Origin of the sequence: Aquiluna sp. KACHI24 (genome assembly GCF_025997915.1) — a bacterium.
Taxonomy (GTDB): Bacteria; Actinomycetota; Actinomycetes; order Actinomycetales; family Microbacteriaceae; genus Aquiluna.
The window spans coordinates 214,429-240,176 of the sequence record NZ_AP026677.1 but is presented as its reverse complement, the minus strand read 5'-3'; the positions used below and the strand labels follow the sequence as shown (position 1 = coordinate 240,176).

General features: G+C 54.5%; 20 protein-coding genes. 8 read left to right on the top strand and 12 right to left on the bottom strand.

All coding sequences use genetic code 11. The annotated features are described in order from the left end of the window. Positions 1-94: 94 nt before the first annotated feature. The 5 genes from OO713_RS01225 to OO713_RS01205 are packed head-to-tail and all read left to right on the top strand — an operon-like array spanning position 95 to position 5,730. The gene (locus tag OO713_RS01225) at positions 95-949 is read left to right on the top strand and encodes a hypothetical protein (RefSeq protein WP_264785831.1); all 855 of its coding nucleotides are present in this window, start codon (positions 95-97) and stop codon (positions 947-949) included. Then, a complete protein-coding gene (locus tag OO713_RS01220) occupies positions 942-2,726 on the top strand; it encodes an ABC transporter ATP-binding protein (RefSeq protein ID WP_264785830.1) in 1,785 nt (594 codons plus the stop codon). The genes OO713_RS01225 and OO713_RS01220 overlap by 8 nt, the downstream gene beginning before the upstream one ends. 15 nt (positions 2,727-2,741) lie before the next feature. Further along, entirely contained in the window at positions 2,742-4,058 is a 1,317-nt protein-coding gene (locus OO713_RS01215; protein WP_264785829.1) for an aminotransferase class V-fold PLP-dependent enzyme, read from the top strand. Next, entirely contained in the window at positions 4,058-4,909 is an 852-nt protein-coding gene (locus OO713_RS01210; RefSeq protein WP_264785827.1) for a patatin-like phospholipase family protein, read from the top strand. The genes OO713_RS01215 and OO713_RS01210 overlap by 1 nt, the downstream gene beginning before the upstream one ends. After that, a complete protein-coding gene (locus tag OO713_RS01205) occupies positions 4,906-5,730 on the top strand; it encodes a tryptophan 2,3-dioxygenase family protein (protein WP_264785826.1) in 825 nt (274 codons plus the stop codon). The genes OO713_RS01210 and OO713_RS01205 overlap by 4 nt, the downstream gene beginning before the upstream one ends. Here OO713_RS01205 and OO713_RS01200 read toward each other — a convergent pair. Together OO713_RS01200 and glyA are read right to left on the bottom strand one after the other, a co-directional pair. Then, the gene (locus OO713_RS01200) at positions 5,721-6,575 is read right to left on the bottom strand and encodes a bifunctional methylenetetrahydrofolate dehydrogenase/methenyltetrahydrofolate cyclohydrolase (RefSeq protein WP_264785825.1); all 855 of its coding nucleotides are present in this window, start codon (positions 6,573-6,575) and stop codon (positions 5,721-5,723) included. The genes OO713_RS01205 and OO713_RS01200 overlap by 10 nt on opposite strands. A 2-nt stretch (positions 6,576-6,577) precedes the next feature. Then, positions 6,578-7,840 carry a serine hydroxymethyltransferase gene (gene glyA / locus OO713_RS01195; RefSeq protein ID WP_264785824.1) on the bottom strand — a complete coding sequence of 421 codons (1,263 nt, stop codon included), beginning with the start codon at positions 7,838-7,840 and terminating at the stop codon, positions 6,578-6,580. Between the two features lie 61 nt (positions 7,841-7,901). Between glyA and purU the strand changes: the two genes are divergently transcribed. Next, entirely contained in the window at positions 7,902-8,756 is an 855-nt protein-coding gene (purU, locus tag OO713_RS01190) for a formyltetrahydrofolate deformylase (protein ID WP_264785823.1), read from the top strand. Here the strand turns inward: purU and OO713_RS01185 are convergent. Together OO713_RS01185 and OO713_RS01180 are read right to left on the bottom strand one after the other, a co-directional pair. After that, a complete protein-coding gene (locus OO713_RS01185; protein WP_264785822.1) occupies positions 8,743-10,950 on the bottom strand; it encodes a glycine-rich protein in 2,208 nt (735 codons plus the stop codon). The two genes, purU and OO713_RS01185, sit on opposite strands and share 14 nt — an antisense overlap. A 71-nt stretch (positions 10,951-11,021) precedes the next feature. Continuing rightward, positions 11,022-12,239 (bottom strand): NADP-dependent isocitrate dehydrogenase, encoded by a 1,218-nt coding sequence (locus OO713_RS01180; protein WP_264785821.1) that lies wholly within the window; start codon positions 12,237-12,239, stop codon positions 11,022-11,024. A 72-nt stretch (positions 12,240-12,311) separates the two neighbouring features. On the opposite strand from OO713_RS01180, the gene OO713_RS01175 reads away from it, so the two are divergent. Continuing rightward, positions 12,312-13,730, top strand: coding sequence for an alpha-amylase family protein (locus tag OO713_RS01175; protein ID WP_264785820.1), 1,419 nt, complete (start codon positions 12,312-12,314; stop codon positions 13,728-13,730). Here OO713_RS01175 and OO713_RS01170 read toward each other — a convergent pair. After that, complete coding sequence (locus OO713_RS01170; protein WP_264785819.1) at positions 13,727-15,532, bottom strand: ABC transporter ATP-binding protein; 1,806 nt, start codon at positions 15,530-15,532, stop codon at positions 13,727-13,729. The two genes, OO713_RS01175 and OO713_RS01170, sit on opposite strands and share 4 nt — an antisense overlap. Further along, the gene (locus OO713_RS01165) at positions 15,529-17,322 is read right to left on the bottom strand and encodes an ABC transporter ATP-binding protein (protein WP_264785818.1); all 1,794 of its coding nucleotides are present in this window, start codon (positions 17,320-17,322) and stop codon (positions 15,529-15,531) included. Before OO713_RS01165 ends, OO713_RS01170 begins: the two co-directional genes overlap by 4 nt. A gap of 97 nt (positions 17,323-17,419) precedes the next feature. Between OO713_RS01165 and OO713_RS01160 the strand changes: the two genes are divergently transcribed. After that, positions 17,420-17,908 (top strand): carbonic anhydrase, encoded by a 489-nt coding sequence (locus tag OO713_RS01160; protein ID WP_264785817.1) that lies wholly within the window; start codon positions 17,420-17,422, stop codon positions 17,906-17,908. Here the strand turns inward: OO713_RS01160 and purH are convergent, their stop codons facing one another. The 6 genes from purH to OO713_RS01130 form a co-directional block, all read right to left on the bottom strand. After that, the gene (gene purH / locus OO713_RS01155) at positions 17,909-19,504 is read right to left on the bottom strand and encodes a bifunctional phosphoribosylaminoimidazolecarboxamide formyltransferase/IMP cyclohydrolase (RefSeq protein ID WP_264785816.1); all 1,596 of its coding nucleotides are present in this window, start codon (positions 19,502-19,504) and stop codon (positions 17,909-17,911) included. A gap of 2 nt (positions 19,505-19,506) precedes the next feature. Further along, positions 19,507-20,088, bottom strand: a complete 582-nt coding sequence (gene purN / locus OO713_RS01150) for a phosphoribosylglycinamide formyltransferase (RefSeq protein WP_264785815.1) — start codon at positions 20,086-20,088, stop codon at positions 19,507-19,509. Between the two features lie 9 nt (positions 20,089-20,097). Next, a complete protein-coding gene (locus OO713_RS01145) occupies positions 20,098-21,348 on the bottom strand; it encodes a DUF6350 family protein (protein WP_264785814.1) in 1,251 nt (416 codons plus the stop codon). Between the two features lie 3 nt (positions 21,349-21,351). Further along, positions 21,352-22,239, bottom strand: a complete 888-nt coding sequence (gene sucD / locus OO713_RS01140; RefSeq protein WP_264785813.1) for a succinate--CoA ligase subunit alpha — start codon at positions 22,237-22,239, stop codon at positions 21,352-21,354. 11 nt (positions 22,240-22,250) lie between these two features. Continuing rightward, on the bottom strand, positions 22,251-23,408 hold the full coding sequence (gene sucC / locus OO713_RS01135; protein WP_264785812.1) for an ADP-forming succinate--CoA ligase subunit beta: 1,158 nt from the start codon (positions 23,406-23,408) through the stop codon (positions 22,251-22,253). A 67-nt stretch (positions 23,409-23,475) separates the two neighbouring features. Continuing rightward, the gene (locus OO713_RS01130; protein WP_264785811.1) at positions 23,476-25,740 is read right to left on the bottom strand and encodes a UvrD-helicase domain-containing protein; all 2,265 of its coding nucleotides are present in this window, start codon (positions 25,738-25,740) and stop codon (positions 23,476-23,478) included. Between the last annotated feature and the right edge of the window lie 8 nt (positions 25,741-25,748).

The following is a 25,748-nucleotide window of genomic DNA, read 5'->3' as shown; positions in this document are numbered from 1 at the left end:
CACTGGGCAGCCCTACAGGCTATCAAAGTGAGGACCGAGATGAGGTAACGAACACGCTCCAGATTTGTTACCCAGCGTGAGATATGTTTGAGCGGTGAAAGAGCGATTGGGTAACCGCCGCACCTCAGGTGACGAGCAGTACTACACCCCGCTCCAGCTCGCCAACGAGCTGGTTCTTGACCTGCTGGACAATCATCCTTCGCTGAAAGCCAAGCCTTTTCTCGAGCCCTCCGGGGGGACCGGCAGCTTCATCAAAGCTCTTCAAGAACAAGGGATTGCAGACATTCTGTCGTTTGACATTCATCCCAAACACCCCGGGGTCAAACGAGCGGACTTTCTTGAGCAAAAACTCAATCGCAGTGATTATGTGGCTATCGGAAATCCCCCCTTTGGTAGAAACAACCAACTCTCCGTTCCCTTTTTCAATCACGCTGCCAACTTCACCAGTCATATCGCCTTCTTGGTCCCACGCTCCTGGCGCAAGTGGTCTGTAATAAACCGTTTGCACCCCAACTTTCACCTGGTTTCCGACATGGATGTCGAGGTCATCTATGAGTCTGATTCTGCTGAGCCGATCGCAATCCGCAACGACCTGAGAAGTTGCTTTCAGCTCTGGGAGCGCAAAGATCAGCTCCGGGAAAAGATATCCGTGCCGCAATCTGGACTGATTCGCAAAGTCTCTGCTTCAGAGGCCGATATTGCGTTTCGCTGTTTTGGCTTTGGAGCAGGCAGGCTCTACAGAGAATTCGAGCGAAAGCCAAATACCACCCTGATGTTTTTGGCTGTCAGAGAACCGTGGGTGCTCGAGCTTTTAGAGGGCTTAGATTATTCAAAGTTCGCTCACAACACCGCCTATACCAAGGCTGTCTCATTCCAGGAGATCAACTACTTGATCAACGAGAAGCTTTGGGGAGACGGTTTCAAGACTGGAGAAGTACCCAATGAGTGAGTATTACCAAGACCCAACCCAGAACCCACGCTCACGCGAATACAGGGGGCCAAGGGCAAATCTAAAAGACCTATTTCCCTACCTGAAAGATCACCGGAAAGCGCTCTACCTCGCCCTAGGCCTTTCGATAATCGCCTCAGCACTAGCTCTCTCCCAGCCTTTGGTTGTCGGCCAGCTGATCAGCGCAGTGGAGAAACAGCTCGACATCTCGACTTTGGCACTGGCGCTGGTCGCCCTGATCTTGGTCGCTGCCCTGGTAAACGCATTCCAGTACTACCTGCTTTATAAAACAGGTGAAGGTGTCGTGCTCACCACTCGCAAGGCCTTAGTTGGCAGGATGCTGCGACTACCCATCTCCGAGTATGACCGTAGACGAGTTGGAGACTTAGTTTCCAGAGTTGGATCCGACTCCACCTTGCTGAAGTCAGTACTAACCCAGGGTCTTGTTGACGCCGTTGGTGGCCTCTTGCAATTTGTTGGTGCTATCGCGGTGATGGCCTTTATCGACCCGATTCTTCTGATCTCAACCCTCGCAGTTGTCTTCACGGCGGTCGCGGCCATCGCACTGACCGGTCGCAAGATTCGCTCCGCTACCACCAAGGCTCAGATGCGCGTTGGAGAGATGAGCTCAGCCGTTGAACGCGCCCTGAGCGCCATTAGAACCATTCGTGCCTCCAGGGCTGAGGCCAAGGAGGCAGAGGTGATCGGCAAGGCGGCCCATGCCGCCTACGACCAGGGAATCGCAATCGCCAAACTCTCGGCAGCCGTGGCGCCAATCGCTCAGATCGCTTTCAACACCGCATTTATCGTGGTGCTGGGACTGGGTGGTTTGCGAGTTGCCTCGGGTGCAACCGAGATAGCGTCTTTGGTCACGTTCGTCATCCTGCTGTTCTTCATGATTGGTCCACTGATTTCAGCATTCGGCGCCTACACCTCGGTTATGGGTGCCTTGGGTGCGATGGCAAGGATCAACGAGATCATGGTGCTGGATGAGGAAGAAACCTCGGTCAGCGGCAGCCACGTCCCGGTTTCCAAGACAGCCATTGAATTTCAAGAGGTGAGCTTTAGCTATGAGCCCGCCGAAGGCGAAGAGCCGGTAGCAATTCTCAAGGGTGTCAACCTAACCATCCCACGAGGATCAAGAGTGGCGTTGGTGGGACCATCCGGTGCGGGTAAATCAACCATCTTCTCTCTAATTGAGCGCTTCTATGAGCCCACCGCAGGTCGACTGCTCCTGGATGGTCAGCCAGTAACAGAGTTCTCAAGAGCAGAACTCAGAGGGCAAATTGGCTATGTCGAACAGGATGCTCCGGTGCTCGCCGGAACCATCAGGGACAATCTGCTCTTGTCAAAACCAGAGGCCAGCGATGCCGAGCTAATTGAGGTGTTGCGCATGGTAAACCTTGAAGAAGTCTTGCAGCGTGAAACCCGTGGCTTAGATGCAGAAGTCGGTGAGAACGGGATCATGCTCTCGGGTGGTGAGCGTCAGAGACTTGCCATCGCGAGAGCGCTGCTCGCCGCACCACCGATCTTGCTTCTGGATGAATCAACCAGCGCGCTCGATGGCCCAAATGAACAGCGCATGCGCGAGGCAATCGATGCAGTCGCCAAGGATCGAACCCTAATCGTGATTGCTCACCGACTATCAACAGTGGTCGACTCGGATCAAATCATCGTCTTACAGGCCGGTGAGGTGGTCGGTGTTGGAACTCACTCTGAGCTCGTAAAGAGCACGCCACTGTATGCAGAATTGGCCAAGCACCAACTTCTGCTCTAGGGATAGAGTTGGGGTATGAGCTTCCGAATTGATCCGGAGGCGGCAACGCAACGAAGCTATGCACAGTCGCTTGACGCCAACGACCCACTCGCAACCTTCAAGTCTGAATTCTTTGTCTCAGACCCAGAGCTTTGCTACCTCGATGGCAATTCGCTTGGGCGATTGCCGAAGAAAACCGTTGAAGCCGTGAATCACTTCCTGGTCGAAGAGTGGGGCAAGGAGCTAGTAGATGGCTGGAGCCATTGGATTGACCAAGCCCAACCCGCCGGTGACCTATTGGCAAGAACAGCCCTTGGTGCGGGGCCGTGTCAAACCCTGGTATGCGACACAACTAGTGTGAATTTTTATCAACTTTGTCTGGCAGCAATCTCAGCAAGACCGGGTCGCAAGACAATCATCATTGACTCTGCCAACTTCCCAACCGATCGCTACATCCTCGAGGGCATTGCAAAGTCTCACTCGTTAAATCTGGTCACACTAAACACCGATGGCATGGGTGGCCCCGGAGCGGTTGAAATTGATTCTCAAGATGAAATGATCTCGCCCGAGGAGCTAGAAAGACACCTTAGCGAGGATGTGGCACTACTCACTTTGCAAGCCATCAACTATCGGTCCGGCGCGCGCCAGCCGATGAAGCAGATCAATGCGTTAGCAAAGAAATACGGCGCGCTGGTGGTCTGGGATTGCTCACACGCTATTGGCTCAATTGAGTTGGAATTTGAGAAGAACGATGTGCAGCTCGCGGTTGGCTGCACCTATAAATATGGAAACTCGGGCCCTGGCTCACCAGCCTGGTTGTTCGTGTCTAAGGAAATTCAAACCCAGCTTCGAGTCCCGATTCAAGGCTGGTTTGCTCAGGAAAAGCAGTTTGAGATGGGCCCCTTCTTTGAGCCTTCAGACACCATTCGTCGATACCAGATTGCGTCCCCTTCGATCATAGGAATCCGAGGAGTCGAGGTTGCCTTTGAGATGATCGGCAGAGCCGGAATCGAAAAGATTGCTCAAAAGGCCGCTGTTGGTACCGATTTGATGATCGCCCTGCACGATGCTTGGCTTGCGCCACTGGGTTTTGCGCTTGGAACACCGCGGGATTCAGCCCAGCGTGGAGGTCACATCATCATCAAGCACCAAGATGCCAAGTTAATTGCTTATGCCTTGCGCAAAATCAGCAACGTGATTCCGGACTATCGCGAGCCAGGTTCGATTCGACTTGCTATCTCGCCGCTGGCTACCTCTTACGAAGAGGTTTATGAGGGTTTCGAGAGGCTACGCGAACTGGTTAGCTCAGAGCAATACAAGAGTGTCTCAATGGATGGAAACCGAGTCACCTAATGGCAACTGTCGCACTAGCGCTGGGCTCGGGTGGAGCAAGGGGCTACGCCCACATTGGTGCCATTCAAGAACTTGAGGCACGTGGCTTTGACATCGTTGCAATCTCTGGAACCTCAATGGGTGCGATGGTTGGCGGCCTATATAGCGCGGGCAAGCTACCGGAATTTGCATCCTGGGTCACCTCGCTAAAACAAACCGATGTGATTCGTCTTTTGGACCCATCGCTATCTGCCCCTGGTGCTATCAAGGCCGAAAAGGTTATGAACAAGGTTCGTTCCATTCTTGGCAAGGTGAGAATTGAAGAGCTGAACATCCCCTTCACTGCGGTTGCCACCGATGTGATGCAGGCCAAGGAAGTTTGGTTTCAACAAGGGCCGTTAGATGCAGCAATCAGAGCCTCGATCGCTATCCCTAGCTTGATTTCCTCGGTCACCGTGGGCGGACGATTGATGGTCGATGGTGGTCTACTCAATCCGCTTCCGATCGCTCCGCTAGCCTCCAATAAGGCGGACTTGGTGATAGCGATTTCACTTTCGGGTCCGGGCAAGGACCACCCGATGGGCAACCCATCAATCATCTCCAGCGACAAGCGCGCATCACGCTCTGACACCGAGACTCAACAGCTTGCAAAGATACCCAAGGGCATCAGCACCTTTGAGGTGATGGAGCGCTCTATCGAAACAATGCAGAGCATTATCACCAGGTATCGAACCGCTGGGTATCCGCCAGATTTGTTGGTAGAGATACCAATCGATTCGATTGGAATGTTGGAGTTTCACAAAGCCAAAGACCAAATCGAACTTGGTCGCAAACTAACCGCTAGAGCAATTGATAACTGGGGCAGCAAATGAGTCACGACAAGCACGTCAGCTACACCTCATACCTCAAGGTCGACGAGTTACTGCAATTGCAACACCCGCTTAGCGATGGCCCAGAACACGATGAACTACTTTTCATCACGATTCACCAGGTCTATGAACTTTGGTTCAAGCAACTGCTGCATGAGGCCAGCGCATTGCAGCTATCACTTGAAAAGGGTGAGACTCACCGCTCGATGGCAATCCTTGGTCGAATGCGCACAATTATGAAGACCTGCGTCTCACAGCTAGACATATTGGAGACCATGACTCCACTGCAGTTCAACTCTTTCCGTGACCGACTAACATCAGCGTCCGGCTTTCAGTCCGCTCAGTTTCGCGAGCTCGAAGCCGTCCTAGGTCGCAGAGATCAAGCCGGAGCCGACGCCGATAAGAAATCAGGTATGGGCATGGCCGATCACCTGGTCCCAGGCTCCCCTGCCCGCCAGCGCGTGGAGGCGGCAATGTCTCGAGCGTCACTTTGGGACTCTGCACTTCGCTATTTCAACACTCGAATGCCGATGCCTGAGACGGCGCTGAATCGCGATGTGACTAGAGCGTGGGAACCAAATGAACAGGTGCAGCAAGCGTTGATAGAACTGCATCGCAACGACCCGGAAGCGTCAATGATCGGTGAGGCTCTAGTTGATCTTGATGAGGGCCTGCAGGAGTGGCGCTATCGCCACGTCAAGATGGTCGAGCGCACCATTGGCAGGAAGATGGGCACCGGCGGATCATCGGGAGCCGGCTACCTGGCCAGCACGCTTTTCCACCCAGTCTTTCCAGATCTTTGGGCGATCCGCTCTCAGTTCTGAGCTGACCTAACCACGTTGCTCACCAGCATCGCTCGTGTCATTGGCCCGACCCCACCAGGGTTGGGTGAAAGCCAACCGGCAACATTTGCAACCTCTGGGTGAACATCGCCAACCAGTCCAGACTCGGTGCGGCTGATGCCAACATCTAAAACAGCAGCCCCGGGTTTTACCCACTCAGGTTTTACAAAGTGCGCAGCGCCAAGGGCGGCAACGATGATGTCGGCACGTCTTAGGTGCTCAGGGATGTCCTTAGAAGCACTGTGCAGGGTGGTCACGGTTGCGTCTACGCCCTTACGAGATGCGAGCAGACCGAGTGGACGACCAACGGTTAGACCTCTTCCGAGCACGACCATTTCCTTACCGGCAGTTGAAATGTCATAGCGCCGAAGCAGTTCAAGAATTCCGTTTGGCGTGCAGGGAAGCGGTGAGGAGATCTCACCTGAAATATTCATGACCAGCTTGCCTAGGTTTATTGGGTGCAGGCCATCAGCATCTTTAGCTGGGTCAATAAGCTCCAGCATCGCATTTGAGTCCATACCCACCGGTAGTGGAAGCTGAACGATATAGCCGGTGACCTCCTTTGCGGAGTTCAAGTCCTTGATAGCGGTGACCACATCAGCCTTGGTGGCAGTTTGAGGTAAGTCAATTCGAATTGACTCGACTCCGACTTCGGCACAGTCTCGGTGCTTACCGGCAACATATGACTTGGATCCTGGATCTTCACCGACCAGCAAGGTTCCAAGACCCGGGACGATCCCCTTGGACTTGAGCGCAGCAACCTCGATGGCCAGTTCAGCCTTAATCTGCTTGGCAATTGCCAAGCCATCGAGCTTGATTGCAGTCATTCTCAGTAAAGCGGGAACGCTTCGGTCAACTTGCGAACACGGGCGCGAAGCGGAGCAACATCTGCTCCCGGCTTCAGGGCTTCAGCGATGATGTCGGCCACCTCGGTGAATTCGGTTGCACCAAAACCACGGGTAGCAAGGGCTGGTGCACCAATGCGAATACCAGAGGTAACCATCGGTGGGCGAGGGTCATTTGGCACCGAGTTCTTGTTCACGGTGACGCCTGCGTGATGCAGGATGTCCTGAGCAGTCTGACCATCAATAGCTGCGTTTCTGAGGTCTACCAAAACCAGGTGCACATCAGTACCGCCGGTCAATACGGAAATGCCGGCCTCGGTGATGTCCTTCTGCATCAGGCGGTCAGCGATAATGCGAGCACCCTCGATGGTTCGCTGCTGGCGCTCCACGAAATCTGGCTGCATTGCAGCCTTGAAGGCCACTGCTTTTGCGGCGACCACGTGCATAAGTGGACCACCCTGTTGACCTGGGAACACTGCCGAATCAATCTTCTTGGCGTACTCGGCCTTGGACAGAATCACACCCGAACGAGGTCCTGCCAAAGTCTTGTGAACTGTCGAAGAAACCACGTCGGCGTATGGGACTGGTGATGGGTGTAGCCCGGCTGCAACCAAGCCTGCAAAGTGGGCCATGTCAACCCAGAGCTTCGCACCAACTTCATCCGCGATCGATCTAAAAGCAGCGAAGTCTAGGTGGCGGGAGTAGGCAGACCAACCCGCGATCAGAACAGCTGGCTTGGTCTCTAGAGCACGCTCGCGAACAATGTCCATGTCGATCAGGTGAGTGTCTGGGTGAAGCTCATAAGCGTGAGCCTCGTACATCTTTCCGGAGAAGTTCAACTTCATACCGTGGGTTAGGTGACCACCGTGTGCCAGCGAAAGACCAAGAATGCGGTCACCTGGGTTTGCCATAGCCATCATCACGGCGGCGTTCGCTGTGGCACCCGAGTGTGGTTGCACGTTCACGTGCTCAGCACCAAACAGCTGCTTAGCGCGCTCACGAGCTAGCTCCTCCGCGATGTCCACGACCTCGCAGCCACCGTAGTAGCGCTTGCCTGGGTAACCTTCGGCGTACTTGTTGGTCAGGACTGAGCCCTGAGTTTCCAAGATGGCGCGCGAGACAAAGTTCTCAGACGCAATCATCTCGAGGGTGTGACGCTGACGGTCCAGCTCCTGCTCCAAGACGGCAGCAATTTCTGGGTCAACCTCGGACAAGGGGGCATTGAAGCTAGCTGGCTGTGTGGACATGGGCAGAGTTTACCAGTGGGCAAGCGGGTTTCAGGCCCTGTGACTCAATAGGATTGAGCCCATGTCGACTAAGGAACACTGGGTTCTCACCTTCATTTGCCCAGACCAACCGGGAATCGTTCACGCCATCTCTGGAGCGGTGGTTGGAATCGGCGGCAACATCACCGAGTCGAAGCAATACACCTCACTAGATACCGGTCGCTTCTTCATGCGTCTGCAGATTGAAGCGGACATCACCAAGGCTGATTTTGAGAAGCAGTTCGAGGCCATCGCAACCAAGTTCCAGATGGAGTACACCCTAGATTTTGTGGGTCGCCCAATGAAGACCATCGTGTTGGTGAGCAAAGCCGGTCACTGCCTAAATGACCTTCTTTACAGGCAGCACTCTGGCCTCTTGCCCATTGAGGTTCCGATGGTTTTTGGTAACCACCCAGACTTGGCTTCGATTGCTGGCTTCTACTCGATTCCGTTTGAGCACAACAAGATTGAAACCGCCATCGACAAGGCACTTTTTGAAAAGCGCCTGCGCGAATTTATTCGTGAAAATGAGATTGAGCTGATTGTTCTAGCTCGCTACATGCAGATTCTCTCGCCCGAGTTCTGCAAGGAGTTTGAAGGCAAGATAATCAACATTCATCACTCCTTCCTACCTGGCTTCAAGGGCGCAAACCCTTATGCCCAAGCTCACGCTCGCGGCGTGAAGTTGATTGGCGCTACCGCTCACTTTGTCACCGAGGATCTGGACGAAGGTCCGATCATCGAACAAAACGTGACGAGAGTTGAGCACTCCGATTCCAAACAGCATCTGGTTCAAATCGGACAGGACGCGGAGTCAAAAACCCTGACTCAAGCGGTCAAGTGGTTCGCCGAACACCGCGTCCTGCTAGATGGTCAAAGAACCATCATTTTCCGATAGTTCGATAGGCACCATAGCCAATCAGTCCAAGCAGCAAGCTTGCGATGGCCACCTCAAGCCAGGGCCAACTTCCCTCTTTCTGAAGTTCCAACTGTGGTCCTGAAACTACCGTCTGAATCTGAGGCTCCGGCTCCGCAGGAGTTGCAGTTGACGGGACGATCTCTGTGTCCGCATCCGATACATGGCCTATGGCTTGCTGGGATTGCGCTGTCCTCAGGGGATCGCTTGGAGCTTCAAGCTCCTGCAACACTGCCACCTCAATTGACTCAAACTCCTCCCATGAACCACTTGAGTCAACAACGGGTAACTCGACTTCCTCTGAGTCCGAACCAGGTTCGACCTTCACCGATTCTGATTCGGTTACCTCTTCAGACTGGGTGACTGCTTGGGAAATGCTGCCTGATTCAGTTGCAGGAGCTGGTTCAGGTGTTGGTTCAATCACAATCGCCGGGCCGGTTGGCTGCGGTTCTGCAGGCGGTGCAACAGGTTCTGGTTGAACTGGCACAGGTGTGGGGTTCACCGCCCCAGGTTCCGGCGCTGGCGTATTCGGAATCGACTCTAGTTCCGGGACTGGGTTCTCAAGGTCAAATCGAACCAACCCCTCCCCAACTGGGTTACCGACTAGGTCTGTGATCAAAGCCAGGTTCACACTCCAACTCAAGGATCCATGACCACACAGCTGGGTTTGAGCATTCACCTCCTGAGAGCAACTCATGCTGCTCGAGACGCTAATGGCGTCAAGTGCAATCTCGACAGTCTCGCTGAATTGCAGCATGAGTTGGTAGCTAAATGTGGTGACGCCGCTAAAGGTTGCGATGTGACTAAATGTTGGCGGAGTGAGGTCCACTTCAAAGCTGACGCTTTGAAGTGAAGGTCCGACATTGCCCCAGGAATCATTCGAAACTGAGCCCAACACCGAGACGGTTTTCACGCCTTCCGAGCACGAACTGAGTATTAGGTTCTCCAGGGTTAGCTCGGCCTGACAATCTGGCAGATTAAAAGATTCGAGGGTCGGAACCAACTCGGAGTAAGTGATTGGGATTACCACTGCAGAAGCCGAGTAGCGCTGGGAGGGCTGGGTCATGCGCAGGGTCGGACCGAATAGGTCATTGTGCGCATAGGCAGTTTGGGCGGTGAGGGGACCGAGCTCCCACTCTCCAACGGAACCCGCCTTTAGCGTCAAGCCAATGTCTCCGCCAGAGCAATTGCGCAGTCTGATGTTCGCGGTGTTTAGGTTGATGGCAACCCGGTTTACCTGGCAGCTTCCGAGGGCAAATTCAAAGTCATCAACACTTAAGTTTTGAATGTTTTGGTTCATGACCAGGTCGAAAGACATCTCGGTGAGATTGGTTTGCGCACCGGAGAAAGCTAGAACTGAGGGAACCATTTGGTAGTAGAGCATGACTCGCCCATGCCCCCAGTTGAGACCAGATTCGAAGCTTGAGTTGGTCACGTAATCGGGATGCGCGTATGACGATCCGCCACCACCGCCCCCGCCGTCAGACCCAGTCTCATCGTCGTCACCGCCGCCGCCACCACCGCCGTACCAGCCGCCACCACCGCCGCCACCTCCGGCGTGAAGACCGAAACCACCAGCTCCTCCAACACCGAATAGGCCAGATGTTGGCATGACCCCGAAGGAGTTGTTCACACCAGCATCACCGCCTTGAGAGGCGGTACCACCCTTTCCAGCTAGGCCTTGGCCGTCCGTGCCGTTGGATCCGACTAGGCCACCGGCCCCACCTGCACCTCCGGCAAAACCGCCGCCGCCTCCTCCGCCGCCGGCGACAACAATTCGACTCTCGAGCGAGGAGTCCAAACGAATGTCGGACGCACCGCCACCTGCACCCTCATTGTTTCTTGATCCACCCGAGGCACCGCCTCCGTTGTATCCACCGGGTCGATTGGCTCCCAGGCCACCAGCACCGCCGACTTGGATGATCAACTGATCTGGCAGGTTCTGCAGGTAACCCTGAGCTAAGGCTCCGGCTCCGCCGCGAGCTCCAGAGGCTCCATAGATCTCGTAGCGAATTGCTCCGATGCCATCGGGAACCTCAAAAACTTGAGGGGTGCCGGTGTAGTAGAAGGACTGGACACAAAAGCCGTTGTCGCATTCCAGTGCGGCCTGAGCGGGCATCACTGGGAGCGCGGCGATTGGAAGTAAGGCAACAAATAGGGCATGAAGTTTTTTCATGCGCAAAAAGTAAAACCCCCTGCAGAAATCTGCAGGGGGTTTTCCACAGGCTTGAAAAGCCCCGTGTTTTACTAGCCCAAACGAGCCTTTAGGTTCTGAGCGAGGGTTGCCATGAACTCCTCGGTGGTCTGCCAAGCCTGCTGCTTGCCAACCAGTGCGGCAAGGTCCTTGGTCATGTGACCAGCCTCAACAGTCTTGATGATTACATCCTCCAAGGTCTCTGCAAAGTGCTGAACCTCTGGGGTGCCATCAAGCTTGGCGCGGTGCATTAGGCCTCGGGTCCAAGCGAAGATCGATGCGATCGGGTTGGTCGAGGTCTTGTTGCCCTTCTGCCACTCGCGGTAATGACGGGTCACGGTGCCGTGAGCTGCCTCGGCCAAAGCGGTCTTGCCATCCGGAGTGGTGAGCACCGAGGTCATCAGGCCTAGGGAGCCAAAGCCCTGAGCAACGGTGTCGGACTGTACGTCACCGTCGTAGTTCTTGCAGGCCCAGACGTAGCCACCCTCCCACTTTAGGGATGCGGCAACCATGTCATCGATCAGGCGATGCTCGTAGGTGAGACCGGCGGCTGCAAAGCGGTCCTTGTACTCGGCGTCAAATACCTCCTGGAAGGCGTCCTTGAACGCACCGTCGTAGGCCTTCAAGATGGTGTTCTTGGTTGACATGTAAACCGGGTAGTTGCGAGCCAGGCCGTAGTTGAATGAGGCACGAGCGAAGTCACGGATTGAATCCATGTAGTTGTACATACCCATTGCAACACCACCGTGTTCTGGGTACTCGGCAACAGTCCAAGTCTGGCCCTCGGAACCATCAGCTGGGGTCCAGGTGATGGTAACAGTGCCCTTGCCTGGAACCTTGAAGTCAGTTGCCTTGTACTGGTCACCGTGAGCGTGACGACCGATGATGATTGGCTTAGTCCAACCAGGCACGAGTCTTGGCACGTTAGAGATGATGATTGGCTCGCGGAAAACCACTCCGTCAAGGATGTTACGAATGGTGCCGTTTGGGCTCTTCCACATCTTCTTCAAACCAAACTCGGTAACACGAGCCTCGTCTGGGGTGATGGTGGCGCACTTCACACCAACACCGTGCTGCTTGATTGCGTGTGCTGCGTCGATGGTTACCTGGTCATCGGTTGCATCGCGGTTCTCGACCGATAGGTCGTAGTACTCAAGTTCTACGTCTAGGAAGGGGAGGATTAGGTTGTCCTTGATGTCCTGCCAGATGATGCGGGTCATCTCGTCGCCGTCTAGTTCGACGACCTTGCCAACCACCTTGATTTTGCTCATGATTCTCCTGAAATATTCGGCGCCAAACGCGCTAAAACAGCCTTGCTAAGCCTATCGGTTAGCATTGCCAACATGCACTCAAGATTGAAGTCCATCGCCAGTTTGCTCATTGCCGCACTTGCTCTGAGCGGCTGTTCCTCGCAGCAATCTCAACCTGAGGGTTATGTTGATCAGGTCGGTGTTCAGCTATTTATGTATAACTGGGACTCGGTGGCCAACGAGTGCGAGTACCTCGGCGAGATCGGCGTTGATTGGGCATTGGTCGCACCCCCGCAGGAGCACATTCTTGGAGACACCTGGTGGACTATCTACCAACCGGTGAGCTACCAGCTCGAGAGCCGTTTTGGCACCCGCGAAGAGTTCGCTCAGATGGTCAAGACCTGCGGCGATAACGGGGTCGACATCATTGCTGACGCGGTCATTAACCACATGGCCAACAACAACGGTTTTGGCTTCGCCGGCACCGAGTTCACCAAGTATGACTACCCCGGTCTTTACTCACTCGAAGACTTCCACGATTGCAACCTCACCTTTGACGACTCAATCCAGAACTACTCGGATAAAGCTGAGGTTCAAACCTGCGAACTCTTGGGTCTACCAGACCTAGATCAATCAAGACCAAACGTGCAGGAAAAAATTCTCGCCTACTTGAATGACCTGATTTCTCTTGGAGTCAAGGGCTTCCGTTTTGATGCTGCAAAGCACATGGCGGCTGAGGACCTACAGACCATCGTCGACCAATTGCCAGCGGGAACCAGGATCATCCACGAGGTTATTCGCGGAGCGGGTGAGCCGATCCAGCCCGAGGATTACCTGGGCTCTGGAGACGCCTGGGAGTTCACCTACGCCCACGCCCTCAAGAGCTACATGGAGATGGAGATGATGGTCCCCGAAGGTTTGGACCTTCGCTACATCGGTCACGTTCCGAGTGAGAGCGCAGTTTCATTCGTGTCAAACCATGACACTGAGCGCAACGGCAAGACTCTCAACTACAACAACATGGTCGATTTCGAACTCGCGACCATGTTGCTGCTAGCCGAGAACTATGGTCAACCGATGCTCTATTCCTCCTACGCCTTCGCAGGTCATGACGATGGCCCCAATCAGACTGAGGCAGGCGTTGACGATGTCAGCTGCGAGGTTGACGAGTCTGGCCACAGCGCCGTAAAGGACGGCTATGCACCCGGAGAGTGGATTTGTCAGCACCGGTTCGCATCAACCAAGGCAATGCTGAAATTCAGGTCCGCAGTCATCGGAACCTCGGTCGATCAGGTTTACCAGGTTGACTCCAGCTTTGGATTCTCAAGAGGCGACAAGGCGCTGTTTGTCATGAATGTCTCCAGCACTCAAGAGGCAGCCATCGAAATGGCAACCAGCTTGAAGGATGGCGAATACCTGGATGTGCTCTCGGGTGAGAAGTACGAGGTTTCGGGAGGCAAGTTCGTGACCAACCTGCCAGCCAAGAGCGCTATCGCGCTTATCAAGGGCTAGACCAGGGAGTCTTTCCAAGCCTTGTATAGCTTGGCAAACTTGCCGGTTCCTGAGGCCAGCTGCGTTGGTGAACCATCTTCGATTACCTCGCCGTGCTCCATAACCAGAACTCGATCAGCGATCGAGACAGTGGAGAGTCGGTGAGCGATGATGATCGCGGTTCTACCTGCCAAAAGAGTCTTCAAGCCCTGCTGCACCATGCGCTCCGATGGGATGTCCAACGAACTGGTTGCCTCATCCAGAATCAGCACAGCGGGGTTGGCCAAGAATGCTCTGGCAAATGAAATCAGCTGTCTTTGGCCTGCACTAACCCTGCCACCGCGCTTATTCACATCGGTGTCATAGCCATCAGGTAGTGAGCGAATGAACTCATCTGCTCCCACCGCCTTGGCGGCGGCAACAACATCTTCGAAGCTCGCTTCTGGACGACCCAGCAAGATGTTGTCTGCCACTGAACCGGAGAAGAGATAAGCCTCCTGAGTCACCATCACCACCTCGCGCCTGAGGTCGGTGTTCGCAACATCTCTGAGATCAACACCGTCAATCTGAACGTGCCCGGCACTTGGGTCATAGAAGCGAGAGATTAGCTTGGCAAGCGTCGACTTGCCCGCTCCGGTGGTGCCGACCAGGGCAATTGTCTGACCTGCAGGAATTTCGAGATCAAGCTTTTTCAAAACCACTGGGCCGGTGTTGTATTTGAATTCAACGCCGCGGAAGTTGATTGCACCCTTTGCCTTCTCGAGTGACATTGGAGTCTTTGGTTCTGGTACCGAAGGCTCTTCCTCCAGCACCCCAGAGATCTTCTCAAGCGCGCTTGATGCCGACTGGTAAGAGTTGTAGAAGATGGCGATATCTTCCATCGGATCGAAGAAGCGCTTGGCATACAAAATTGCTGCGGTTAGAACACCAATTCCAAGATCACCCTCAATGACTCGCAGACCACCAACCAACAGCACCGCGGCAACCGTGATGTTTCCAATCAGGATTAGACCAGGGTCATAAATACCGAAGAGCTGAATCAGGCGAGCGTTGTAGCCGCGGTAATCCTCGACCAAACCACCGAAGTGCTGCTCGTTGCGTTTTTCCTTTCGGAACGCCTTCACTGCTCGAATACCGGTCATGGTCTCGACAAAGTACTGAATCAGTTTTGCTGAAGCGACTCGTTGCTTGCGATAACCGAGATTGGTTTGAACCTGGAACCACCTGGTCAAAATACCGAGCGGTAGCAGCGAAACCAATAGCACCAAGAACGAAATCGGGTCCAGCAGTAGCAATGCGATAGCAGTGAAGAGCATGAACAAAAGCCCCACTACCAGCTGACCCATGCCACCGGCCAAAAGCTCCTTGATCGACTCGAGGTCCGAGGTTTGACGAGCAATCACACGTCCGGCGGTGTAGCGCTCGTGGAACTCGACGGAGAGTTTTTGGGTGTGCACAAACATGCGATTACGCAGCTCGAACAGCATCTTTTGCGAGACCTTGGCGGTGATCATCAAGAAGTAATAGACCAAGACCGCTGAGAGCAGTGCAGCGGAAAGGTAACCAGAAACCACCAACCACAGTGATCCGGTTCGACCCTCGATAGCTTGGGGCAAGGCCCAGTCGATGCCAAGTGCGATTAGCGCCGGTCCGGCAACTCGCATCGCGGTGGAGAACAAAACCAAAGTCGCGGCCAGGCCCAGCCTTCGCTTCATGGGGCTGAGCATCGAAAACAAAAGCTTGCGTGAGCGGGCTCGGATGTAGCGAGATTCCTCTTTGGAGAGATCTGTCTGCTCCTCGTTGTTGGTGCCCTTTAGGTTCACAGATTCACCTCCCGCTCTTTTGCCTCTTGTTCTAAGGATGAGATCACATAGCGGTAGTGATCACTCGATTTCAAGAGCTCCTGGTGAGTCCCAAAGGCGGTGATGCGCCCCTCTTCCAAAAGTGCCACCTTGTCCGCGAGCATCACGGTTGATGGACGGTGCGCAACAATCAAAGCCGTGGTGGTGGTGAGCACGTGCCTCAGCGCATCCTCAACCATCGCTTCGGTATCAACATCTAGCGCTGACAGTGGATCATCCAAGATCAAGACTTTTGGCTTAGCGGCAACTGCTCTTGCCAGTGCGATGCGCTGGCGCTGACCGCCAGAGAGGCTCAAGCCCTCTTCACCCAAAGTTGTGTCGAGACCATTTGGCAGGTCATAGACAAATTGAGCCTGGGCAATCTCGATCGCCTGTGCCAAATCTTCCTCGTTGGCATCGGGACGCCCGAGCAAGATGTTCTCCCTAATCGGTAGCGAGAACAAAGTGGCATCTTCGAAGGCCATCGCTAGGTGCGCTCTTAGCTCTGCCCTGGAAAGATCTCGGATGTCGGTGCCATCGAGCAAGATCTGACCCGAGGTCACCTCATGCAACCTGGTGGTGAGGGCAGTCAACGTTGTCTTGCCGGATCCGGTGATTCCAATCAGGGCAACTGACTCTCCGGGTAACAGTGTCAGATCAATGCCGTTGAGCAAATCAGGTTTATTCGCGGGAGTGTCTGGGTAGCGGAAATGAACATCCCGAAACTCCAAGAGCCCCATCGGCCGATCAATTGTCTTTGGGTGCTGTGGGTCTGAGATCTGGATCGACTCATCCATGACCTCGAAAAAGCGCTGAGTCGCACTCTTGGCCTCGAGTGTCATCGACAGCAAAAAGCCAAGTGATTCAGTGGGCCAGCGCAGTGCGATGGTGGTGGCAAAGAATGCGACCAAGCCACCAACGCTCAAATCCCCTTGCGATACCAAGTAGACACCGGCCAGCATCGAAAGACCAACTGCAATTTCGGGCAGCATGATCAGGTAACGCCAGAGGTTAGCCACCGCCTTGGCCTTGGTAATTTCAGTTTGCTTGAGTTCGAAAGCCTGTTCCGAGAACTGCTTTGCCGCAAATGGACCGCGGCCAAAAGCCTTCAAAACTCTGACGCCGTGAACGGACTCTTCCACTCTAGTTGCCAGGTCTCCGGACTGATCCTGAGACTTACGAGCAATCTCGCCATATTGCTTTTCAAACTTGAATCCGATTACCCAGATCGGAATCGAAACCAAGAAAAAGATCAGCCCCAACCAAATTGAATAGCTGAACAAAATCAGCATGCCAACCACGATGGTGAGGAAGTTTGCGATAAACAGCACTAAACCAAAACTTAGCCATCTTCGAATCAGACTCAGGTCTGAAACAGCTCTGGAAAGTAGCTGCCCTGAAGGCCAGCGATCATGGAACGAGACCGGTAGGTCTTGCAATTTTGCATACAGCGCATTGCGCATGCCCGCCTCAACGTGGGTGCCCGGGGTAAGGACAAGCCATCTACGCAAAAGCACAAAGATTGCCTCTGCTACACCCATCAAAAGGATTAGTCCAACCGCCGGGAACAGGGCGTCGTAACCACCTGAAACTAGAGAGTTCACGAGGTTCTGCAAAAACTGCGGGATTGCCAGGGCAAACATGTGAGCGGCGATAGCGGCCAGGATTCCAAAGCTGATTCGAGGCAGAGCCTTTTTTGCGTATGGCACCAACCGCCAAAGAGTCTTGGCCGTGCTTAGCTGAGATTCAGGCAATTTATCTTTCTCTGCCACCCTTGAGGCAGCCCTTCAGAATACCAGTAACAATCCGTCACACTTGTGCACTATTCCCCACCGGCTTGTTTCAATCTACGAACCGGAAAGGAGTGACATGTCAGTCACCGATCAGTATCTAGAGAACAACAAGAAATACGCAGCCAGCTTTCAAGGACCGCTTCCCCTGCCACCGAGCAAGCAAGTGGCGGTTGTTGCCTGCATGGATGCTCGCCTAAATGTGTATGGAGCGCTTGGGCTAAACGAAGGTGAAGCTCACGTTATTCGCAATGCTGGTGGAGTAATTACTGAAGACGAGATTCGCTCGCTGGCTATCTCGCAGCGCCTGCTTGGTACCAAGGAGATCATTCTTATCCACCACACTGATTGCGGCATGCTCACCTTCACCGACGATGGCTTCAAGGCTTCAATCCAAGAGGAGCTCGGTCAGAAACCAGCCTGGGCAGCGGAGGCCTTTAGTGACTTGGATGCTGACGTGAGACAGTCAATCTCTCGAATCAAGAACAGCCCGTTTATCCCGAAGAAGGATTCAATCCGCGGCTTTGTCTTTGACGTCGCAACCGGATTACTGAACGAGGTCAAGTAGTTAGTGGAAAAAGTGGCGTTCCGCGGTGAAGTACATGGTGACTCCAGCCTTCTGGGCTGCAGCAATGACCTCTTCATCGCGGACGCTTCCTCCAGGCTGAACCACGGCCTTCACTCCAGCAGCAAGCAAAACTTCTAGACCATCTGCAAATGGGAAGAAGGCATCCGATGCCGCAACACTTCCAACAGTTCGCTCACCCGCTCTAGAGACTGCTAAGCGGCAAGAGTCAACTCGGTTGACCTGACCCATGCCAATTCCAACCGCAGCCAAATCCTTAGCCAAAAGGATTGCGTTTGACTTCACTCCGCGACATGCACGCCAGGCAAATTCCAGATCCGACAAGGTTTCTTGATCAGCCGGGGAGCCTGAAACCAAAGTCCAGCCAGCCGAATCCAAGTTTTCAAAACCATCGGAGTCCTGAATCAAGACACCACCGGAGATTTGACGCATTTCGACCGCAGGCCTTGAGTAGCCAGAGTCGAGCTTGAGGATTCTGAGGTTCTTCTTGTGCTTCAATATCTCGAGCGCTCCGGGCTCATAGTCCGGCGCCGCAATCACCTCGGTGAAAATTTCAGCTACCTGCTGCGCCATCGCTGCAGTGACCTTTCGGTTTGCGGCTATCACACCACCGAATGCAGAGACCGGATCCGTGGCGTGGGCCCTTAGGTGTGCGGCAGCAATTGCATCGGTATCGGAATCTGAGCCAATAGCAACACCGCATGGGTTGGCGTGCTTGATGATCGCAACAGCTGGCTCGATGAAATCATGAGCAACGCGAAGTGCGGCATCAACATCTACGTAGTTGTTGTAGGACATCTCTTTGCCGCCGAGCTGAATCGCTTGGGCAACTCCAGGTTTCTCACCCTTATCGCTGTAGATCGCTGCGGATTGATGGGAGTTCTCGCCGTAGCGCAGAGTTGAAAGGAGTTCGAAGCTCTTCACGATTCGACGTGGCTTAGCTTCGCTCTCAATCTCCGAAGCCAACCAAGATGCCACTGCGGAGTCGTACGAGGCGGTGTGGGTGAATGCCGATAGCGCAAGCTGTTTGCGCAGTTCCAAAGATGTTCCCCCGGCTGCTACTGCCTCGATTACGGAGGCATAGTCGGCTGGATTCACGACGATTGCCACATTGGCATGGTTCTTGGCCGCTGCGCGAACCATTGCCGGGCCACCGATATCTATCTGCTCAACCGCGGCGTCCCCGGTGATGCCCTGAGCGATGGTTTGAACAAACGGATACAGATTCACAACTACCAACTCAAAGGGGAGGATCTCAAGATTCTCCAGTTCACGCTGGTGATCTTCAAGTCTCAAATCCGCCAAGATGCCGCCGTGGATCTTTGGGTGCAGGGTCTTCACGCGACCATCGAGTGACTCTGGAAAACCGGTGACGCTGCTGACCTCGGTGACTGGCAATCCAGCATCAGCGATTTGCTTGGCGGTGGAGCCAGTTGAGACCAATTCAACCGAGTGTGAAACCAGGGCAGTGGCTAGCTCAATCAAGCCGGTCTTGTCAGAGACCGAGAGCAGTGCTCGCTTAGGTGCAATTAGATCGCGGTGTGAGTAGTCATTCGGATTACGACCAGCACCAGCCATGATTAGTCCTCCAGCGTGATTTCGTTAGCAGCAATCTCGTAAACCAAGCGAACCAACTGCTCCCGCTCGACCTCCTTGATTTTCTCGTGCAGCTCGAGCTCGGAGATCCCCTGCGGAATCTCGATCTCGCGCTGTACCAGGATTCTGCCTGTGTCAACACCCTCGTCGACCAGGTGAATAGTGGAGCCGGTTTTGCTTACACCGGCTGACAGTGCATCGCGAACGGCATGTGCCCCAGGGAACTGTGGCAATAGCGATGGATGCATGTTTATTAACTTGCCGCGATAGCGATCCACGAAGGATGCGGGCAAAATCTTCATAAACCCTGCCAACACAATCAGATCTGGCTGCAGGATATCGATGTGCTCTGCGAGCCTGGCAGCCCAAGCATCACGGTTAGCAAAGTACTTGTTTTCAACCACGAACGTGGTGACATCGAACTCTTCGGCATGAGCCAGACCCGAGGCGGGATTGTCAGCTCCAACACCCAATACCTTGGCTGGGAACATCGGGTTATCGCAGGCTTCCAAAAGCGCTCTAAGGTTCGAGCCAGAACCTGAAATTAGAACCACAATCGAAAGCATTGCCAAATTCTACTTTCGCCTGGGCTTGTCGGGATCGTAGGGGGCAGTGATGATCAGTGAGGCCAAGAAGCTAGGAATCAAAACCTCAATAAACAGCACCATGCCAAACTGCAGCACGTTGACTCCAACCTGCTCAAACCGACCAGGACCTAAAGACCCTGAGGCGAAGGCTGCCAACAGCATTGCGCTGGCGGAAGCAATCACTGCGGTGGTACCAGCGAGCGCGATAGAGGCGGTCAACCGCGTTGCATACTCGAAGCGGATCTGGTCGACATATCTGCGAATCAGAAGCGTTCCGATGAATGATGCGAGCACCGGAATCAAGATGAACAAAATGCCACGGTCAAACCCACCGGTCGGCAGCGCTGCGAAGATTGGGAAGGCGGGCATTGGTCCAAGTGCCGAAGCAAAAGGGCTAACGCTGGAACCGATGCCAATCGAGAAGCCAGGGCCAGTAAGCCAAGCCATCGCATAGACAATCAAATTCGGTAGCAGCGCAAGCTGACCTAGGGTCACCATTACTCCGCCGAGGACAGAAACTCGAAGCCCCTCGTAAAGCCTTACGACTTCGATCCATCCAAAACCGAGTGCGAGAGCAAGCATGAAAGCGGAGACGGCAGCCATAACCGCCACAACACCCAGACCGACTCGGGAAGCTGGCGATAGCACGGTTCGAATCGACCAGTGCAGCCTTGAATAAATCGCGAGCAGGTTAGTCCTGATCCAAACTCGCTCTTTCGCCTCAGCGCCATTAGCGCCCTCGAACATTTCATAGCGCGATGCGAAGGTAGAAGAAATGATTAGCAATCCACCAAAAAATACCGCGGGGATCAGAAGCGGTTCCCACTCCCCAACCAGCACGGCCTCGTTGTTGACAAGTGCGGATGCGCCCAGCCCAATCAGACCAAAGCTCACCGCCCCACCCACCCATGCGGGCCAGATTGAAGAGGCGGCAGAAAGTCGGTAGCCGACTCGAATCACCATCAGTGCCATCAGCAGGGTCAAACCAAGCGGCATGGTGGTGATGGTGAACTCGGGAAACTCAAGCCCCAGGAGTTTTCCCTCGGAAACCTGCAAGGGGACACCGGTCGCCAGCAAGAAGGTGAAGACAGCGACCTGAAGGGCAACCAGCCAAGAGGTAGAACCGTCGCCCTCGATGAGCCAGGTCAGGGTGAGCGGAGCGATGGTTATGCCAATGCCTATTGCCGCGATTATCAGCGCTTGAAGCGCTGCGATCGCGAAGCTCAGCCCCCGGTTCAAGGCCTACAGCTTGGAGATGATCTCGCGCATCAGCGCAGCGGTCTCGGAAGGAGTCTTGCCGACCTTTACGCCGACAGCCTCAAAGGCCTCCTTCTTGGCCTGCGCGGTTCCAGCAGAACCGGAAACGATCGCACCTGCGTGACCCATGGTCTTACCCTCTGGAGCAGTGAAGCCTGCAACATAGGCAACCACTGGCTTGGTGACGTGCTTCGAGATGTAATCGGCAGCCTTCTCCTCAGAGTCGCCACCAATCTCACCAATCAGCACAATCGCCTTGGTCTCAGGGTCATTCTGGAATGCCTCAAGCGCATCGATGTGGGTGGTGCCGATAACTGGGTCGCCACCGATACCGATTGCGGTTGAGAAACCGATGTCACGAAGCTCGAACATCATCTGATAGGTCAGGGTTCCAGACTTCGAGACCAAACCAATCGGTCCCTTGCCGGTGATGTTGGAAGGTGTAATACCTGCGTTTGACTGCTCTGGGCTTATGATGCCTGGGCAGTTTGGACCAATCAATCTGGTCTTCTTGCCCTTTTCAACGTTGTATGCCCAAGCCTCTGCTGAGTCGTGCACTGGGATGCCCTCGGTGATAGCCACTGCTAGTGGAATCTCGGCGTCGATGGCCTCGATGATGGCAGCCTTTGCAAACGCTGGTGGCACAAAGATAACCGAAACATTCGCGCCGGTTGCAGCCATGGCCTCCTTGACGGAGCCGAATACTGGGAGTGACTTACCGCCAACCTCAACGGATTCGCCAGCCTTGCGAGGGTTTACACCGCCCACGATGTTTGAGCCACCTGCAAGCATGCGCTGGGTGTGCTTCATGCCCTCGGCACCGGTCATACCCTGAACGATGATTCGGGAGTCTGAATTTAGATAGATAGCCATTTGTCTTCTCCCTACTTGTTCGCTAGCTCAGCGGCCTTGTCAGCGCCACCATCCATGGTCTCGGCAAGCGAGACCAGTGGGTGGTTGAACTGAGCCAAAATCTCGCGACCCTTTTCCACGTTGTTGCCGTCGAGGCGAACAACCAGTGGCTTGGTAGCGCGGTCACCCAAGGTGTTGAGCGCTCCAACGATTCCGTTTGCGACTGCGTCACAAGCGGTAATTCCACCGAAGACATTGACGAATACGCTGCGAACCTGTGGGTCATTCAAGATCACGTCTAGACCAGCAGCCATTACCTCAGCCGAGGCACCGCCACCGATGTCGAGGAAGTTTGCAGGCTTTACACCACCGTGGCGCTCACCTGCATAAGCGACTACGTCCAGGGTGCTCATTACAAGACCGGCACCGTTACCGATGATTCCAACCTCACCGTCAAGCTTGACGTAGTTGAGATCCATCTCTTTGGCCTTGGCCTCTAGCGGGTCAAGCTGGTCGCGCTCCATCTCTTCACGCTCGTGACGGAATTCGGCGTTGTCATCGAAGGACACCTTGCCGTCTAACGCAACAATCTCGCCACCCTTGGTTAGAACCAGTGGGTTCACCTCCACCAGGGTTGCATCCTCGGACTTGAAGACGTCGTAAAGCTTCACGAATACATCTGCAACGGCATCCACCAACTCGGAAGGGAACTTAGCAGCCTGAGCAATCTCAACTGCCTTTGCCTTGTCGATGCCCGATACCGCTGAAACCGGAATACGTGCCAAAGCCTCTGGGCGCTCTACCGCGAGCTGTTCAATCTCCATGCCGCCCTCGACGCTGCAGAGCGAGAGGAAGGTGCGGTTTGAACGGTCTAGCAGAACAGAGAAGTAGAACTCACGATCAATCTGAGCACCCTGGGCAATCATCACGCGCTTTACAACGTGACCCTTGATGTCTAGACCGAGAATCTGCTCGGCCTTCTCCTTGGCTTCAGCTGGAGAGTGGGCAACCTTGACGCCACCTGCCTTGCCGCGGCCACCGGTCTTAACCTGGGCCTTTACAACTACTGTGCCACCGATTGCTGCGGCAGCTGCCTCAGCCTCTTCGGGGGTGTCTGCGATACGACCCTGAAGCACGGGAACGCCGTACTTTTCAAAAAGGTCTCGGGCTTGATACTCAAATAGATCCACGGTTTTTCCGTTTCAGAAAGGGACAACTTTTCAAAGTTTAGCGAGAAAACCAGGTCAGGTTCGGGCACTAAAGCTTTTCAATGGGAGCCATCTTCACAAGCAGTCGCTTGGTTGGCCCAGAACTGAATCTAACCTCAGCGGTTTGGCGTGGCGGGGTGCCAGCAACGGCGATTACCTTGCCCTCTCCGAAAGCCTCGTGGCGAATCCGGTCTCCCACCGCAAGCTCCATGTCCTTGTTGTCTCGGACCGCCGCTGGAGTGTTGATTGCCCCTTGCCAGGTGCTGCGCTGCTGAGGAGCAGCTGGCCTAATAGCCTCACGCTGAGCACCTTCGATTTCCAGCAGCTCGGCTGGAATGTCATTCAGGAATCCCGAGGGGATGAAGCTCGCGGTGTTGCCAAACAGAGTGCGCTGCAGCGCATGAGAGAGAAACAGCTTTGCCTTGGCCCGAGTGAGCCCGACGTACATCAAGCGGCGCTCTTCCTGCAAGCCACCAGGCTCGTCGAAGGCTCGAACGTGAGGCAGAGTGCCCTGCTCAAGACCCATGAGAAACACCACCGGGTACTCCAAGCCCTTGGCTGTGTGCAGAGTCATCAGTGAGATCGAGCCAGACTCGTCTTCAATCTCATCGGCAGCTGCTGCCAGTGTGACTTCAGCGAGGTAATCGGTGACTGTGCCCTCTGGGTTCTGAGCCTGCCAGTCATAAAGCTGACCCAAGAGCGCATCTAGGTTTTCAACCCTGGCCTCATCTTGCGGATCACGAGAGGCCTCGAGTTCTGCTCGGTAGCCGCTGCGCTGCAAAATCATTTTCATGACATCTGCTGGGCCGTCGGTTGCACTGAGCGCATCCATCTCATTGAGTAGGTCTGCAAACTCAGTTATCGCTGCCGTTAGCTTGGGGCCTAGCCCCAAATCTCCAACGTGCGAAAGTGCCTGACGGAATGAGATCTCGTTAGATCTTGCGAACTGAGCGATCTTGAGCTCGGTTTTCTCACCAATGCCCCTCGCCGGCAGGTTGATAACGCGCCGGACTGCCTCGTCATTTCTGCCGTTTGAAACGGCAGAAAGATAGGCGAGAGCATCTTTGATCTCTTTGCGCTCGAAGAACTTGAGACCACCGATCACCGCATAAGGAATGCGTTGGGATTTCAGTTCGGCTTCTAAAGCTGGGGTGAGCGCGTTGGTGCGATAGAGCACTGCCATCTCGGAGTAGTTGACTCCCTGGTCAGCCATGCGCTTGATTCGATCAACCACAAATGCCGCTTCATTGCGCTCGTCGTAACCAGTGAAGAGGGTGATCTTCTCGCCCGAACCCGAGTCCGTCCAGAGGTTTTTCGCTGGACGGTACGGGTTTTGTGAAATAACAGCATTTGCCGCGGACAGAATGTTTTGAGTGCTTCGGTAATTCTGCTCCAACAGGATGGTTCTAGCTCCTGGAAAGTCGCGCTCAAACTCAGTGATATTGCGAATGTCTGCTCCGCGGAAGGCATAGATCGACTGATCTGAGTCACCCACCACCGTTAGATCAGCAGCTGGGATAACCTCGCCGGTGCGCTCATCGAAGTTTGCATACTCTTCAGGCAGTGGCCTGGTTAGCTCCCGAATCAGGGCGTATTGAGCGTGGTTGGTGTCTTGGTACTCATCAACTAAAACGTGTCGGAAACGCTTTTGATAGCGAGCGCGGACTTCTGGGTAAGCACGCAAGAGGTGCACAGTCTCGGAAATTAGGTCATCAAAGTCGAAGGCGTTATTGCGCTTGAGCTCAGAGGAGTAGGCCTGGTAGACCTCTGCGACAATGCGCTCCTTGGGATTTGAGCGATCGGCATTTCTGGCAAAGTCCTCGGCGTCTTTGAGCTCGTTCTTGGCATTAGAAATAATCGCGGCAGCCTGCTGCGGCTTGATGTCTGCATCCTCAGCACCGGCTTCGCGCAGCAGTCGCTTCAGAAGCGCTCGGGTATCTCCGGTGTCGTAAACGGTGAAGTTTGCATCGTGACCAAGTCGGTCAGCCTCACGTCGAAGAATCTGCAGGCAAGCTGAGTGGAACGTCTTGATCCACATGCCCTCACTGGATTGACCAACCAAATGCTCGACACGCTCGCGCATCTCTGCAGCAGCTTTGTTGGTGAAGGTGATGGCCAAGATTTGTGAGGGCCAAAGCTCCCTGGTTGCCAACAGGTGGGCGATGCGGTGGGTGAGCACTCTGGTCTTACCACTGCCGGCACCGGCCACAATCAAAAGCGCTTTCCCGCGGTGCAGCACAGCCTCACGCTGCTGAGGATTCAAGCCCTCTAGGAGTGCGTCTTGATTTGGGGTATCAAAAAGGTCTAACTGCATCGCAGGTA

Excerpts from the sequence above, each read along its gene's own strand:
- OO713_RS01220 (WP_264785830.1), top strand. The coding sequence starts at position 942 with ATGAGTGAGTATTACCAAGACCCAACCCAGAACCCACGCTCACGCGAA.
- OO713_RS01215 (WP_264785829.1), top strand. The coding sequence starts at position 2,742 with ATGAGCTTCCGAATTGATCCGGAGGCGGCAACGCAACGAAGCTATGCA.
- OO713_RS01210 (WP_264785827.1), top strand. The coding sequence starts at position 4,058 with ATGGCAACTGTCGCACTAGCGCTGGGCTCGGGTGGAGCAAGGGGCTAC.
- OO713_RS01205 (WP_264785826.1), top strand. The coding sequence starts at position 4,906 with ATGAGTCACGACAAGCACGTCAGCTACACCTCATACCTCAAGGTCGAC.
- OO713_RS01200 (WP_264785825.1), bottom strand. The coding sequence starts at position 6,575 with ATGACTGCAATCAAGCTCGATGGCTTGGCAATTGCCAAGCAGATTAAG.
- glyA (WP_264785824.1), bottom strand. The coding sequence starts at position 7,840 with ATGTCCACACAGCCAGCTAGCTTCAATGCCCCCTTGTCCGAGGTTGAC.
- purU (WP_264785823.1), top strand. The coding sequence starts at position 7,902 with ATGTCGACTAAGGAACACTGGGTTCTCACCTTCATTTGCCCAGACCAA.
- OO713_RS01185 (WP_264785822.1), bottom strand. The coding sequence starts at position 10,950 with ATGAAAAAACTTCATGCCCTATTTGTTGCCTTACTTCCAATCGCCGCG.
- OO713_RS01180 (WP_264785821.1), bottom strand. The coding sequence starts at position 12,239 with ATGAGCAAAATCAAGGTGGTTGGCAAGGTCGTCGAACTAGACGGCGAC.
- OO713_RS01175 (WP_264785820.1), top strand. The coding sequence starts at position 12,312 with ATGCACTCAAGATTGAAGTCCATCGCCAGTTTGCTCATTGCCGCACTT.
- OO713_RS01160 (WP_264785817.1), top strand. The coding sequence starts at position 17,420 with ATGTCAGTCACCGATCAGTATCTAGAGAACAACAAGAAATACGCAGCC.
- purH (WP_264785816.1), bottom strand. The coding sequence starts at position 19,504 with ATGGCTGGTGCTGGTCGTAATCCGAATGACTACTCACACCGCGATCTA.
- purN (WP_264785815.1), bottom strand. The coding sequence starts at position 20,088 with ATGCTTTCGATTGTGGTTCTAATTTCAGGTTCTGGCTCGAACCTTAGA.
- sucD (WP_264785813.1), bottom strand. The coding sequence starts at position 22,239 with ATGGCTATCTATCTAAATTCAGACTCCCGAATCATCGTTCAGGGTATG.
- OO713_RS01130 (WP_264785811.1), bottom strand. The coding sequence starts at position 25,740 with ATGCAGTTAGACCTTTTTGATACCCCAAATCAAGACGCACTCCTAGAG.